General features: G+C 38.4%; 13 protein-coding genes. 9 read left to right on the top strand and 4 right to left on the bottom strand.

Annotated elements, in window-relative coordinates; genetic code table 11:
* Positions 1 to 49: 49 nt before the first annotated feature.
* The 6 genes from purH (at position 50) to rodA (ending at position 7,343) form a co-directional block, all read left to right on the top strand.
* Entirely contained in the window at positions 50 to 1,576 is a 1,527-nt protein-coding gene (gene purH / locus PL_RS11665) for a bifunctional phosphoribosylaminoimidazolecarboxamide formyltransferase/IMP cyclohydrolase (protein ID WP_041883051.1), read from the top strand.
* Positions 1,577 to 1,660: 84 nt separating this feature from the next.
* Positions 1,661 to 2,683: a rod shape-determining protein gene (locus PL_RS11670; RefSeq protein WP_037440490.1), complete on the top strand. Its 1,023-nt coding sequence runs from the start codon at positions 1,661 to 1,663 to the stop codon at positions 2,681 to 2,683.
* Between the two features lie 105 nt (positions 2,684 to 2,788).
* Positions 2,789 to 3,628, top strand: coding sequence for a rod shape-determining protein MreC (gene mreC, locus PL_RS11675; RefSeq protein WP_041883052.1), 840 nt, complete (start codon positions 2,789 to 2,791; stop codon positions 3,626 to 3,628).
* Positions 3,618 to 4,133: a hypothetical protein gene (locus PL_RS11680; RefSeq protein WP_041883054.1), complete on the top strand. Its 516-nt coding sequence runs from the start codon at positions 3,618 to 3,620 to the stop codon at positions 4,131 to 4,133. The genes mreC and PL_RS11680 overlap by 11 nt, the downstream gene beginning before the upstream one ends.
* Positions 4,133 to 6,073 carry a penicillin-binding protein 2 gene (mrdA, locus tag PL_RS11685; protein ID WP_041883055.1) on the top strand — a complete coding sequence of 647 codons (1,941 nt, stop codon included), beginning with the start codon at positions 4,133 to 4,135 and terminating at the stop codon, positions 6,071 to 6,073. The genes PL_RS11680 and mrdA overlap by 1 nt, the downstream gene beginning before the upstream one ends.
* A gap of 4 nt (positions 6,074 to 6,077) precedes the next feature.
* On the top strand, positions 6,078 to 7,343 hold the full coding sequence (gene rodA, locus PL_RS11690) for a rod shape-determining protein RodA (protein ID WP_041883056.1): 1,266 nt from the start codon (positions 6,078 to 6,080) through the stop codon (positions 7,341 to 7,343).
* Here rodA and PL_RS11695 read toward each other — a convergent pair.
* Complete coding sequence (locus PL_RS11695; protein WP_041883057.1) at positions 7,336 to 8,559, bottom strand: hypothetical protein; 1,224 nt, start codon at positions 8,557 to 8,559, stop codon at positions 7,336 to 7,338. The genes rodA and PL_RS11695 overlap by 8 nt on opposite strands.
* Positions 8,560 to 8,660: 101 nt before the next feature.
* Between PL_RS11695 and PL_RS11700 the strand changes: the two genes are divergently transcribed.
* The gene (locus PL_RS11700) at positions 8,661 to 9,236 is read left to right on the top strand and encodes a thymidine kinase (protein ID WP_041883058.1); all 576 of its coding nucleotides are present in this window, start codon (positions 8,661 to 8,663) and stop codon (positions 9,234 to 9,236) included.
* Here the strand turns inward: PL_RS11700 and PL_RS11705 are convergent.
* Complete coding sequence (locus PL_RS11705; RefSeq protein WP_041883060.1) at positions 9,226 to 10,752, bottom strand: glycosyltransferase family 39 protein; 1,527 nt, start codon at positions 10,750 to 10,752, stop codon at positions 9,226 to 9,228. The two genes, PL_RS11700 and PL_RS11705, sit on opposite strands and share 11 nt — an antisense overlap.
* Positions 10,753 to 11,153: 401 nt before the next feature.
* Between PL_RS11705 and PL_RS11710 the strand changes: the two genes are divergently transcribed.
* Positions 11,154 to 11,426: a helix-turn-helix domain-containing protein gene (locus tag PL_RS11710; RefSeq protein ID WP_041883062.1), complete on the top strand. Its 273-nt coding sequence runs from the start codon at positions 11,154 to 11,156 to the stop codon at positions 11,424 to 11,426.
* A gap of 44 nt (positions 11,427 to 11,470) precedes the next feature.
* Here the strand turns inward: PL_RS11710 and PL_RS11715 are convergent, their stop codons facing one another.
* Both PL_RS11715 and PL_RS11720 read right to left on the bottom strand, forming a co-directional pair.
* Positions 11,471 to 12,223: a hypothetical protein gene (locus PL_RS11715; RefSeq protein WP_041883063.1), complete on the bottom strand. Its 753-nt coding sequence runs from the start codon at positions 12,221 to 12,223 to the stop codon at positions 11,471 to 11,473.
* Between the two features lie 171 nt (positions 12,224 to 12,394).
* A complete protein-coding gene (locus PL_RS11720) occupies positions 12,395 to 13,147 on the bottom strand; it encodes a hypothetical protein (RefSeq protein WP_041883065.1) in 753 nt (250 codons plus the stop codon).
* 612 nt (positions 13,148 to 13,759) lie between these two features.
* Here PL_RS11720 and PL_RS11725 point away from each other — a divergent pair.
* Complete coding sequence (locus PL_RS11725) at positions 13,760 to 14,344, top strand: sigma-70 family RNA polymerase sigma factor (RefSeq protein WP_041883066.1); 585 nt, start codon at positions 13,760 to 13,762, stop codon at positions 14,342 to 14,344.
* Positions 14,345 to 14,349 lie beyond the last annotated feature (5 nt).

Raw genomic sequence — 14,349 nt, forward strand, 5'->3', positions numbered from 1 at the left:
AAATTTATCGCTTAAAAATCATAATTTTGCGGCTCAAAAATCACACCCAATGAGTCAACAAATAAAGATCAAAAACGCTTTAATCTCAGTATATTACAAAGATGGCCTGGAACCACTTGTTCGCTTGCTTGCACAGCAAGGTGTTCAATTGTTTTCTACAGGTGGAACAGAACAGTTCATTAAAGACTTGAATTTACCTGTTACAGCTGTTGAAGATCTGACAGGTTACCCGTCAATTTTAGGCGGTAGGGTTAAAACTTTGCATCCAAAAGTTTTTGGAGGTATCTTAAACCGCAGAAACCTGAATGAAGACAAGGCCCAGATTGCGGAATATGAAATTCCTGAAATCGACCTGGTTATCGTTGATTTATATCCTTTTGAAGAAACACTTAAAGCTGGTGGTTCTGAAGCAGAAATCATTGAAAAAATTGACATTGGCGGTATTTCCCTGATCAGAGCTGCTGCAAAAAACTTTAATGATGTAGTAATTCTGGCCTCAAAGGATGATTACGCTACCTTACAACAACAATTAGAAGAACAAAACGGAGAAACTACTTTAGCACAGCGTAAAGCTTATGCTAAAAAAGCATTTCATACTTCTTCTCACTACGATACTGCGATCTTCAATTATTTCAATACGGAAGAGCCGCTTACTTTATTTAAACAAAGCATTAATACCGCTAAAACTTTACGTTACGGAGAAAACCCGCATCAGCAAGGTGTTTTTTACGGTGATCTTGATGAAATGTTCACCAAATTAAACGGAAAAGAACTTTCTTACAATAACCTGGTTGATGTTGATGCGGCAGTAAGTCTGATTGATGAATTCACTGAACCTACTTTCGCTATCTTAAAGCACACCAATGCCTGCGGTATTGCTTCGAGAGAAACAATCGGACAAGCATGGGATGATGCGCTGGCCTGTGATCCTGTATCTGCTTTTGGTGGTGTACTGATCGCAAACCGCGAAATTGACCTGGCTACAGCTACAGAAATTAATAAATTATTCTTTGAGGTTTTAATTGCCCCTTCTTATCAGCCTGAAGCAGTGGAACTGTTCAGAGCAAAAAAGAACAGAGTAATTCTGCAGCGTAATGCTGTTGAATTAGGTAAAAAACAATTCAAGACTTTATTGAATGGCGTAATTGAGCAAGACAAGGATTTAATCGTTGAAGGACCTGATCAAATGGTTACTGTAACTGAAAAATCACCATCAGCCGACGAGCTTAAAGATCTTTTCTTTGCAAATAAAATTGTAAAACATACTAAATCGAACACAATTGTGTTTGTAAAGAACAACACTTTACTGGCGAGTGGTGTTGGGCAGACTTCAAGAGTTGATGCTTTGAAACAGGCAATTGTAAAAGCGGATGCTTTTAATTTTAGCTTAATCGGATCGGTAATGGCCTCAGACGCCTTTTTCCCTTTCCCTGACTGTGTTGAAATTGCAGCCGGAGCAGGCATTACAGCTGTTTTGCAGCCGGGTGGTTCAATTAAAGATGCTGATTCCATTAACATGGCAAACGAAAAAGGTATTGCAATGGTAACCACTGGTATCAGACATTTTAAGCACTAATTTTTTATCTGCGAATAAAATAAAAAGACGTAGTTTTACATTAAATAGTATACAGATTTTTTAATAATAACTTATCACCTATAAATGGGTTTATTTAACTGGTTCACACAAGAGGTTGCCATCGATTTAGGCACCGCCAACACCCTGATAATACACAATGATAAAGTGGTTGTTGATGAGCCTTCAATAGTTGCTTTTGACAGACAAACAAATAAAATTATCGCAATAGGCCGTCAGGCGATGCAGATGGAGGGTAAAACCCACGATAACATCCGTACCGTAAGACCATTAAAGGATGGTGTTATCGCCGACTTTAATGCCGCAGAAGCTATGATCAAAGGAATGATCCGTATGCTGAATGGTGGAAAAGGCTGGATGTTTCCTTCTTTAAGAATGGTAATCTGTATTCCTTCAGGAATTACTGAGGTAGAGAAACGTGCGGTAAGAGATTCAGCTGAAATTGCAGGCGCCAAAGAGGTTTATTTAATACACGAGCCAATGGCTGCTGCGGTAGGTATAGGTATTGACGTAGAAGAACCAATGGGAAATATGATTATCGATATTGGTGGTGGTACTACTGAAATTGCTGTAATTGCACTATCAGGTATCGTCTGCGATCAGTCTATCCGCGTTGCGGGAGATAACTTCGACTCGGATATCGTCAATTATATCCGTCGTCAGCATAATATTATGATTGGTGACCGTACAGCAGAAAAAATCAAGATTGAAGTTGGTGCTGCTTTACCGGAACTATCAGATCCGCCAGCTGATTTCGCAGTACAGGGAAGAGATCTGATGACAGGTGTACCTAAACAGATTACGGTTTCCTATACTGAAATTGCACACTGTCTTGACAAGTCTATCTCTAAAATTGAAGAAGCAATTCTGAAAGCATTAGAGATTACTCCTCCGGAACTTTCTGCTGATATTTATCAGACTGGTATTTATCTTACCGGTGGTGGTGCACTATTGCGCGGACTGGACAAACGTGTGGCAGCTAAAACCAAACTTCCTGTACACGTGGCAGAAGATCCTTTACGTGCGGTTGTTCGTGGTACAGGTATTGCCCTGAAAAATATCGGTGGCTATAAGTTTTTAATGCAATAAATTAATCATTACATACAGCATAAAAATGTGAGCAGCTTCAAAACTGCTCACATTTTATCATTAAAATAAAGATGAGGGCTGTATTTCAATACAGAATGAAGAAATATGCGTAACCTTTGGATTTTCATTAACAGATACAACGCATTTTTCCTGTTTGTCATTTTTTTTACCATTGGTATCATCCTGACTGTTAAAAATAATGCTTACCAAAGGAGTGTGACCCTAAACTCAACAAATGAGGTTGTAGGGCATGCCTATGAAAAATTAAATGTATTTAAAAGATACATGAATCTGGGTACAGTAAATGACAGTCTTGCACTGGAAAATGCAAAATTGAATACTGCCCTTTTAGCGCTAAAAAATATTGACAGCGCTAAAAACACCGTGGTTAAAGATACTGCCACACATGTTCAGTACACCTATCTGGCAGCCAGAGTAATCAAAAACTCTATCACGCTCAGAAATAATATTATCACCATAAATAAAGGAGCCCTGGATGGTATAGAAAGCGGTATGGCCGTCATCTCTGCCGGCAGAGGTGTAGTGGGCATTATTCGTGATGTTTCCCCTCACCTGGCCACTATAGAGTCCCTGTTAAATAAAGATGCCAAAATCAGTGTAAGCATCAAATCAACAAAAGCACTGGGCTCACTGGTATGGGGAGACAGGAATTCAGATTACAGAACTGCTTTTATCAAAGATGTTCCCAACCATTTCAAAGTAAAATTAAAGGATACGGTCATCACCTCAGGTTTTGGATCATTCCCTCCTGGAATACAGGTAGGAACAATCAGTAACAGAGGGATCTCAACAGGAGATAATTTCCTGACTATCCAGATTAATCTTTTCAATGATTTCAGTACTTTACAGTATGTTTATGTAATCAAGGATAAATTTTCAGAAGAAGAAAAAGCGCTAGAATCAAAATTGCCGAATGAACAGTAGAATCATATTAATCAATATCTTAAGGTGGTTTATTCTGCTTTCTATACAAATTCTTTTGTTAAGGAATTTCAGTTTTTATGATCTGGCAACTCCTTTCACTTATATTCTGTTTTTACTGCTGCTGCCATTCAGCACACCCAATCCTGTTTTATATTTGATCGCCTTTGGTACAGGACTGACGCTGGATGCCTTTTATGATACCTTAGGTGTACATACAGCTGCCTGTGTGATGCTGGTCTTTGTGCGGATTTTATTTATATCTGTTACTGTAAGCCGGGACAATTTTGATGAACCAGAACCTACTCTGGGTAATATGGGATTTAAATGGTTTGGCCTGTATGCCCTGCTATGTACCTTCTCACACCATCTTGTGCTTTTCTTGTTAGAAGCTTTTAAATTAACAGAACTCTCCTATACTTTGTTAAGATGCCTGTTTAGCGGTATCTTTACCCTATTCACTGTTATTTTGATAGAATTCATCTTCTATAATAGAAAAATGCGCTAATGGAGAATCTTTTCAACCGAAAATATATCATACAAGGTCTGTTTATAGTAGTTGCCCTTATTTTAATAGGACAACTTTTTTATATACAGGTAGCCAGCGACCGTTATTTCCTCTCTGCCAACAGCAATGTCCTCCGTAAAAAATATACTTTCCCTGCACGTGGGGTAATTACTGACCGGAACAACAAGGTCCTGGTACAAAATGAACCTGTATATGACCTGATGGTCACCCCTAGTTTAGTCAAACCATTCGATACGCTGGCTTTATGCAAGATTATTGGTATTGATATGGCTGGTTTTCATAAACGTTTCAACAAGGCCCGAAACCAGTCTAAATACCAGCGTTCAGTTTTTGAAAAACAGCTATCCGTGCAGACTTATGCTGCTTTACAGGAAAGACTTTCCAGGTTTATCGGTTTTGAGACGCAAAACAGAACGGTAAGACATTATCCTGATAGTGTTGCCGGACAGTTTTTTGGATATGTAAAAGAAGTCTCAGATAAAGATATTGAAGAAAGTGAAGGTTATTACCGTCCAGGAGATTATATAGGAAAATCTGGTGTGGAGCGCCAGTACAATGATGTACTTCGTGGTGAAAGAGGCGTAGAGAATACGATTTACAATGCGCGTAATGTTCCTCAGGGAAGTTATCTGAATGGTAAATTTGACACACTGGCAATTTCGGGTGAAACCCTGGTTTCTTCTCTGGATATTGAAATTCAGAAATTAGGGGAGCAATTACTAAAAAATAAAGTAGGTAGTATTGTAGCAATTGAACCGGCTACAGGCGAAGTACTCGCATTTGTAAGCAGCCCTACATATGATCCCAATCTGATGGTAGGAAGACAACAGGGCAACAATTACATGGATATTTTCCGCTCTCCGAACAGGCCATTCAACGTAAGGCCGCTTTCAGGTTATTATTCTCCGGGATCATCTTTTAAACCTCTTGATGATTTAATCGCCTTACAGGAAGGTGTAATCGACCCGAATACAACGTTTAACTGCCCGGGCGGATACTGGGCTGGAAATCACTTTGTCAGCTGTGAACACGTTGATGGAAATATAGCACTTCGCAAAGGACTGGCAAGATCCTGTAATACTTATGCCTGCTATGTATTTCAGAAGCTGATGACACAGAAGAAATTCAAGAATAAAATAGAAGCATATGATTCCTGGGCGGCAAAAGTGCGGAAATTTGGTTTGGGTTCTAAACTTGACCTGGATATGCCTTTTGAGCGTAAAGGAAGATTATTTACTTCTGAAGAATACACCAAAAGATTTGGAAAACACTGGGGATACACAACCGTAATCTCACTGGCTATCGGACAGGGAGAGATGAGTGCCACACCTTTACAGATGGCTAATATCATGGCCATCATTGCCAACAGAGGTTATTATATCAAACCTCACCTGGTTAAAGGTATAGGTGAAAAGAAAGAAGTAAAAAAAGAATACCTGGTTAAAAACTGGGTGGATATTGATGCCGCTCATTTTGAGCCGGTAATTGATGGAATGCAGGATGCAGTAAACGCACCATATGGTACAGCCAGAGCCTCTGCCATACCCAATATTCTTTTATGCGGAAAAACTGGTACGGTACAAAACCCTCACGGAAAAAATCACTCTGTGTTTATTGGTTTCGCCCCACGCGACAATCCTAAAATAGCCATTGCTGTAATTGTAGAGAATGCTGGTTTTGGTGGAGTTTATGCCGCCCCTATTGCAAGTTATATTACAGAAAAATACCTGACCCGTAAAATTTCAGGCAGCAGGCTGGCACAGTCAGAAGTGATGAAAAAAGTTGTTGTTTTACCGGAGGAACCAAAGCCAAAAATTAAACTGGCTCCTAAAGGTACTGACAGCGCAGCTAAACCGGTAACAGCCCTTCCAGCCTCACCGGAAAATAAAATCATAACTACTAAAACAACTATTAACTAAGCAAATGAGTACGCAACAAGGCAGCCGCTTCTTCTTTAATGTAGATTGGATCACCATTTTGATTTATACGGCTTTGTGTACCATCGGCTTTATAAATATTTATGCTTCGCTTTATAACCCTGAAACTTCTGCTATATTTAATTTTAGCAGTAATTACGGTAAACAGCTCATTTATATCATTACCGGACTAATTCTCGGTTTTTCTATTCTCCTGCTTGATGCTAAATTCTTCAGTGTATTCTCCCCTGTGGTTTATGGGATCACGATGCTGCTGCTGATGGCAGTGCTGGTTGTAGGCAGAAAAGTAGCGGGTAACCAGGCCTGGATTCCTCTGGGCGCTTTCAGGCTCCAGCCCTCTGAGCTGGCTAAATTTGGTACGGCCCTGCTGATTGCCAGATATGTGGGTAACTTCAATCCCAAATTCACAGACATTAAATCCATTTTCTTTGCCGGACTGATTATAGGATTTCCGTTGCTGCTGATTATGCTGCAGCCTGATACTGGTTCTGCACTGGTATTCCTGGCCTTTATGTTTCCATTATACAGGGAAGGCTTATCAGGTTATTTCCTGCTGATTTTTCTGGGAATGATCGTTTTGTTTATTGCTGATTTTCTGGTGCCGTCTTACATACTGATTCCGGTAATTGCAGCTGTGGGTGGATTCTTTATCTATCAGAACCGCAGAAAGCAAAAGATGATGTTCTCTATGATTCTGGCTACTGTTATTGCTATTGCCTATTTATTTTTAGTCAAAGTCGCCTATGAGAAGGTTCTTGAACCGCATCAGCGCACACGTATAGAAATTATGCTGGGTCTTAAAACAGATCCCAAAGGGGCTGGCTATAACGTAATACAGTCCAAGATTGCTATCGGGGCAGGTCAGCTGACCGGAAGAGGGTTTCTGGAAGGTACCCAGACCAAATATGGCTATGTACCTGAGCAAAGTACCGACTTTATCTTCTCCACTATTGGTGAAGAATGGGGCTTCCTGGGCTGCTCAGTAGTGATAGGACTCTATGTCTTTTTGCTTTTGAGGGTAATTAACCTGGCCGAAAGACAACGTTCTACATTTTCCAGGGTTTACGGCTACTGTGTGGCAAGTATCATCTTTTTCCACGTCTTTATCAATATAGGGATGACCATAGGTATCATCCCGGTAATCGGTATTCCATTGCCGTTTATCAGCTACGGAGGTTCTTCTTTATGGAGTTTCACCGTATTACTATTTATTTTCCTGAAACTGGATTCTAATAGAATGGGCTTTATTTAACGGAAAAACGTTGATTTAATAATTCGTAAAACTGATCTGTGGTATCCTGCTTAGCTGCCCAGTTATTTTTAACGGCATAATTACGCTGTAAAAATTCATCGGCACTTTTAAAATCAGGCATTTTATTAACCAGATCTATCGCTTCCGCATAAGCAAGATTATAACCGTTAAACAAATCTTTAATATAACGCATCTTGTCATTCAGACTGATTGCCTGTTTTAAGTCCTTAATCTGCACCCTGCTGCTTTCAGTGTTGATATTCCGGGCTGTATTGCCACCAGACAAAATATCGTTCAGTGTGGGCCTCGCTGCCGGTTTTTCAGATTCTTTATCTGTATAGCCCTGCACCGGTGCAAATAATTCTTCCTGAACAGGTTTGGATTCAAATACCGGAGCTGGTTCCCTGACAGGCTCTGGCTTGTAATCAGCTACCGGTTCCGGCTCTCCGGCAGGTTCTTCTATGATTTCTTCCTGTATGTGCTCAATTACCGGTATATGTGCGGTTACAGGAACTGATGTTTCAGCTACCGGCTGAGTTGCTGCAATAATCTCTTCTTCTGCAGGTTCCTGAGCAGCGGTGTTTTCATGTACTGTATGCCCGGTTTCCTGTTTTTCTTCTTCTGCAACTGCTGTCGTTTCTTCTTCAACCGGAGAAACGGTTTCAATTTCTTCAGCTTCGGCCTCCACTAACTGTTCAGACACCAGAAAAGGTTCCGGTCCTACCTCATCATCTTCTGGTAGCTCCACACCCAGACTATCCATTTCTCTCAGTTTTTGCTTCTGCGCAATAATCAGTTCTTCTTCTTTACTTAATGGCCTGTCAAATATGGCATCCACAGGTTTCTCTTCAAATTCAAACTTATCTGTGTTGAGTTTTTCGTTCAGAATAAATTCAAAATTGGAAGGTTCATTATCTGGTTTGAAAATATCGTCCAGATGAGGTTTAGCGGGTAATATCTCATGAACCGAAGAATCATCTCCGATATGATTATGATGTTTAGCTTCAGTATCTCCTGACAATATCCGCGGGGTAACACCACTGTTTATCTTCTTAATGATATTGACATGATCAGATAAAAAACTGGCATTGGCCAGAAAAAGTTCAAGCTCTAATTCATTGAGTTCACGGGGATTCTGAGCTAAATACTGATACTGATCATTTAACTCATTAAGTATCTGCCCTATCTTTTTGAATATGTCCTCCTGGTTCATCATAGTACTATAACGTAAGAATTGGTGATTTATGTTGATAACTAAACACTCAAAAGTACTACAAAATTTCGATATTCGCCGGGCATTACACCCCAGAATACAGCATGTTATTTAGCGAACAAAATTACAGCAGAGGAGAATATGGTGGCAGCATTGAAGTAATTTGCGGCTCTATGTTTTCAGGCAAAACGGAAGAACTGATCAGAAGATTAAAACGTGCAGAGATTGCCCGGTTAAAAGTAGAGATTTACAAACCTGCAACCGATACACGTTATGATGAAACTGCCGTTGTATCTCATAATTACAATTCTATTGAAGCCTCACCAGTAACACATTCATCAGCAATCCTTCTGCTCAGTGCTGATACACAGGTTGTAGGCATTGATGAAGCTCAGTTTTTTGACGATGAACTGCCTGAAGTTTGTAATAAACTGGCAAATAAAGGGATCAGAGTAATTATTGCCGGTCTGGATATGGATTTCAGCGGAAAACCTTTTGGTCCTGTTCCTGCTTTAATGGCTGTTGCAGAACTGGTTACTAAGGTTAATGCAGTATGTGTCAGATGTGGTAGTCCGGCTATGTACTCTTTTCGCAGGGTAGCCAGTGATGCTAAAATTCTGCTTGGTGAAAAAGAAAGTTACGAACCAAGATGCAGAGCCTGTTTTCACGCTAAGGATTAATACCTGGTTTTACAAAATAGATGTCTCCGTCTTTAAAGCTATATTGCTTTACAACGCTGGCCCGTTTACGTAAAGCTGATAAAGTAATCAGATCAGGATCTTCTATGGCGCGGAACCAAATCAGATACATCCCTTTTTTCTTATAGAAATCACTGATATCATCCGGAATATTATAATGCGGAAGCGAAACAGCATTTAGTCCGCCATTGAAATATGCAGCTTCTGCTGCATTGGAATAGAGCCCATATCCCGGTTTGAAAATTTCAGGATGCTGTCTGAGAAATTCTGCAGTCTGAGATTTTTTCCAGGAATCATCGGTATAACCAGCTATCCCATAATCTCTGGCTTCCTGGTACATGTCATAGAGTTTCCGCAGTTCGTTAACCTGAAAACCAAGAATAACCAACCCTGCAGCTGCAAAAGCTATACTGCGCTGTCTAACTGGCAAACGGGTTAGCACACCGGGTACCCAGCAGGTTATAGTGATCAGCATTGGAATAAATAACGGGGATATAAACCTGTTATTGATCTGTTCAAAATGTGAAAGTGTGGAAACCCCGATAATAAAGACTGTATAAACAATGAAAAAAGCAGCAAAACAATTTTCAGCAGTACCATAGTTCACCGCAAACCAGCTCCGTTTCAGATAGACTACAACTATTATCACAAACAATATAATGGCAATCGCCGAATAGACAGCCGGATACTGATCTGCAAAGGGAAGCCACGAGCAAAGTACTTTTCCATAATAAAAAATATTATCTCCCAGTGAAGTAATCCCGGATTCCCTCGGCCCGGTCAGTGAATCAGAATACATCGCATTGCGAAACAGATTGGCGGCCAGCAGGGCAATAGCAACCAGGCTAAAAAGTGCACCATGAAATATTTTTTTCTTCCAGTTCAGTGAACGGTCAAAAACCATCATCATTAAACCTGTTGCAATCACAGTAATACCTGCATAACGGGTCACACAGGCTAAACCGGCAATAATTGCACATCCGATTAGTCCGGCAACTGAACGAGTCTTCAGATAGCTGGTAAAGGCCAGCATAAACAAGATTATCAGCAATATGAACAGGGTTTCTGACCATAACATAGCATAGACATCAAACAGGGATGGACTGATAGCTATTGAAAGCAGTATAACGAGCTTATAGTATCTGCTGGTTCCAGTAAATGAATCTATCAGTTTACCCGTACAAAAAATGATAATGGCAAAAAGCAAAGCATTCAGATACGGCCCCGCTGCCACTGGATCAATACGGGAAATAAAGCTGGTTACACCTAAGAACAGCGGATAAAATAAAGGGAAATCGACAGTTGGCTTCAGGTTATAATCGATGAGCATGCCATGGGCATTCAGATTCCTGGCCACACTTACATACACAATAGAATCAGGCGAAATGCCCACACCAGAATGTCTGGTATAAATCAGGATCAGGATAAAGCCTATTAGTGAAACAAAAAGGCTATCCAGATGTTTAGATGCCGATAAACCAGCTATGGTCTTATTCATTGAAAGTTTGAGGTCTTTGTAATGTAACAAATATAGTGAATGAACGTGATTATCAGCTTAATTTGTACGTTTCTGATGGTTAAAATTAACTGCGATGGATATTTTTATAATAATTAGCCGGTATTATACAGTTAAAGTTTTTTTTAGTATATTATACTGTTGTTGTTTTCAACAGTTAAATGGCTTTTTCACTATGTGCCGGCCATTTCAAACAGACGCCTGAATTGTTAAAAACAAAAATCCTGCAGACAAAAGGATAAGATTAATAAATTTGAAATAGTTTTAAATTAGCAACATTATATTGTCAAATTTCAATAATTTAACTTAAATAACAGAAACAGGCTATATTTACACCTATTTGTGTAAATTATAAATGAGAATATAAATTACTTAGTCGGCAAATGGAAGGAAAGGTAAAACTCGATCTTATTGAACAACATGTAGTTGATTTCGTCAGAAAATTAAGAGCTGACAAGAAATTAAGGCAGGAAGATATTGCCTACATCATCGGGGTTAAAGCGTCTTTTATTGGTAATGTGGAAAACAGCGGTAACCCGGCAAAATACAATCTGAAACACATCAATGTATTCGCAGATCACTTTGGATTATCCCCAAAAGATTTTCTTCCGAATACTGCATTGATTGAAAAAAAGGACAAAAAGCTACAGTGCTGAAATTAACAGGTTTGTCAGGGCTTTTAAGCATCCGGTCAAATCTGTTAATTTATGTTTTTTCTCAATGAGTTATACCACTCTTTATAAAAAGCCCTGTAAACAGTAATTCTTTTGTCCAGGTTATTCTCTTTTTTTAATCTTTCGTCCAGCAAGAGCAGCTTATCCCCATACCATTTATGAATCTCCTGATGTACTGGGATTCTGTTCTTTTTATCACCAAGACTCAGTCTCATCATACCAAAAAGAGACATACATGAATTGGTCTCTACAAACTCTATCAGATTTACTGCCCTTTCCTGTGCCATGGATATATTATCCATAAAATATTGCAAGACCTGTTCAGCTGTGATACCATTCATACGGCACAACAGATTAAAGTCAAATGTAAGTGATAAGGAACGCTCTTCATCCAGCTGAAAACATTCCGGATAATCTACCAGCGGAGACATATCTGTTTCCCATTCTTTCATCAGTAAAAAACTCTCCTTCATCTTATCTACTGTAGATAAATAAGCATTATCATTCAGTTCACTCAGCATCAGAATATATTTTAAAGATACGCGCTTTACTTTTCTATCTGTTACCGCCTGTATCTGTCCGTTAACTTCATTTTTACAATCAACAACGATACTGGTAGCCCATAGGGAAACGGCTTCCATCTCGCCTCCGTTAAATGCATAAAAAGAAACTCTGTTAATGAAATATTGCAAAACCTCTTCATGTTTCAGATTGTTGATCGTACAGGCCACTCTGAAATCTTCAGTATAGGTCAACTTAACTCGTTCTTTTGAGTCCATATTATTTATTTTTATTCTTCACAGGCACAACCATGTCCATGAACAGGATTTTAATTTTATTGATTTGCTGTACCTTATGATTAAGTGCCTAAAAGATACCTTATACCGGATGAATATCCCATCAGATAATCAAGGTAGAAAATTAACCGGAACTGACCATTAGAAATTTAATCAATTGACATTCTTATTCAGCGCATTGTACCACTCCAGATAAAAAACATTATAATTTCTTATTTTATTTTCAAGATTACTTTCTCCCTCCTGTTTTTCATCAAGTTTCAATAACTGAAGGGTAAATTTCTTATACATTTCCTGCTGAGGCATAATTTTATTTCTGAAGCTTACATGTTTACTGATCAGTAATAACAGGAAAGCTGTACTTGGATCAGTTTTAACATGCTGATGAAGATTTAAAGCTCTTTCTCTTGCCAGAGAAATCCTATTGATAAAATACTGAAGCAGTGCCTCTATATCGCTTCCGTTCATTCTGCAAATCAAATTAAAGTCAAATGTCAGATCAAGAAACGATTCATCACTGATCTGTATCTGCAACTCATAATCAGTAAACGGAAGCATTTCAGCAGACCATTCTTTCATAATGGAAATACCATTATAATATTCCAGGGTTTTATAAGCTCCGTCATCCATATTTAACGCAGTCAGCTTCTTGATATACTTTAAGGAAATTTCCTGTATTTTATGATCAGTAACCGGTTGTGGCTCTCCTCCGTATACTTCTTTAAAGTCAATACAGACGGTTGTAGCCCATAAATAAAGAGCTTCCATGTTACCACCAATAAACGCATAGAAAGAAACGTGGCTGATAAAGTACTGCAGCAATTCTTCTGGTTTCAAATTATTTATTTTACAGGCAATTTTAAATTCCTGAGTATAGTTGAGTTTAATTTGTCTTTTTGTTTCCATCTTTTTTATTCATTGCGATTTAAACATAAAAACAGGTTTCTTTCTTCAGAGAAGATGAAACTTTATTCGGTCTGCAAAAACCTGAAAAATAGCTCTCTTTAGTTCAGTATGGTAGTTAAACCTCTAAAATAATAGTTTTGATTAAAAACACAGAAACATAGGGCATATTTTTTCTAAATCAAAATAAAATTAACTCTATAAGTCGTTATTTTTTACTTATAAACCTACTGACTAACAACAGGTTGTTAAACTCTTTAAATTATCATATGTGTTAAAAATATTACCTAGCCGCTGTTCCTGATAATTAAAGCATTAACTGTTCTCTTATTATTACTGATTTAATTACTAACTTAAGCGCTTAATCTTAAAAACAATTGCTTTTCCCAGGTATCTGTTTAATTTCATAAGGGAAACAGGCTGATCTTAAGGACATAACAGTTATGTATTTTTTTATATTTGATATTTCTACAAAAATATTCCTGTTTCATTAAATAATTACACAAATAAATGTTGAAGCCAATAAAAAAGATATTTAAATTTTAGAAACTACTTAAAACCTGTTTAAATTCAGGTAATAATTTTAAACATTTACTATTGCCAGATATAATTTGAATGAAATACGCCGGTCTCTCCGATAATGTGTTGGTAGATTTACTAAAAGCTAGTGATGGTCTGGCTTTTAAGGAAATTTATACCCGTTACTGGATGGGGATTTACAAGGCGGCCTATGTCAAAATATACCATAAGGAACTCGCAGAGGAACTAACCCAGAACTTATTTGTAGATCTGTGGAGACGAAGAGAAACCATCGTCATCAATTCTCTGGATTCGTATTTATTCGGAAGTCTGAAGTATAGTATCATTAATCATTACAAATCCCAGCTCGTTAAAGAAAAATATCAGGATCATCTGAATGTTCAGAAACAAACGATCGCCAGCAGCACTGATGATTTAGTTTTAGTAAATGATCTTTCCAAAGCGCTCCACCAGGGCATCGCTTTGCTGCCAAAAAAAACGGGAGAGATTTTTAAATTAAGCCGTATTGATAACCGTTCAACCAAAGAGATCTCCCAACAGCTCAATATTTCTGAAAAAGCGGTAGAATACCATATAACGCAATCCATAAAGAGTATGCGTTTTCATTTAAAAGAATACCTGTTTGTATTCCTCAGTTTTGTCTTTTTACACCGGTTTTAAATTTA

Source organism: Pedobacter lusitanus (assembly GCF_040026395.1).
Lineage (GTDB): Bacteria > Bacteroidota > Bacteroidia > Sphingobacteriales > Sphingobacteriaceae > Pedobacter > Pedobacter lusitanus.

Bases quoted from the DNA above. Each gene is read 5' to 3' on its own strand.
- purH (WP_041883051.1), top strand. From the start codon at position 50: ATGAGTCAACAAATAAAGATCAAAAACGCTTTAATCTCAGTATATTAC.
- PL_RS11670 (WP_037440490.1), top strand. From the start codon at position 1,661: ATGGGTTTATTTAACTGGTTCACACAAGAGGTTGCCATCGATTTAGGC.
- mreC (WP_041883052.1), top strand. From the start codon at position 2,789: ATGCGTAACCTTTGGATTTTCATTAACAGATACAACGCATTTTTCCTG.
- PL_RS11680 (WP_041883054.1), top strand. From the start codon at position 3,618: ATGAACAGTAGAATCATATTAATCAATATCTTAAGGTGGTTTATTCTG.
- mrdA (WP_041883055.1), top strand. From the start codon at position 4,133: ATGGAGAATCTTTTCAACCGAAAATATATCATACAAGGTCTGTTTATA.
- rodA (WP_041883056.1), top strand. From the start codon at position 6,078: ATGAGTACGCAACAAGGCAGCCGCTTCTTCTTTAATGTAGATTGGATC.
- PL_RS11695 (WP_041883057.1), bottom strand. From the start codon at position 8,559: ATGATGAACCAGGAGGACATATTCAAAAAGATAGGGCAGATACTTAAT.
- PL_RS11700 (WP_041883058.1), top strand. From the start codon at position 8,661: ATGTTATTTAGCGAACAAAATTACAGCAGAGGAGAATATGGTGGCAGC.
- PL_RS11705 (WP_041883060.1), bottom strand. From the start codon at position 10,752: ATGAATAAGACCATAGCTGGTTTATCGGCATCTAAACATCTGGATAGC.
- PL_RS11710 (WP_041883062.1), top strand. From the start codon at position 11,154: ATGGAAGGAAAGGTAAAACTCGATCTTATTGAACAACATGTAGTTGAT.
- PL_RS11715 (WP_041883063.1), bottom strand. From the start codon at position 12,223: ATGGACTCAAAAGAACGAGTTAAGTTGACCTATACTGAAGATTTCAGA.
- PL_RS11720 (WP_041883065.1), bottom strand. From the start codon at position 13,147: ATGGAAACAAAAAGACAAATTAAACTCAACTATACTCAGGAATTTAAA.
- PL_RS11725 (WP_041883066.1), top strand. From the start codon at position 13,760: ATGAAATACGCCGGTCTCTCCGATAATGTGTTGGTAGATTTACTAAAA.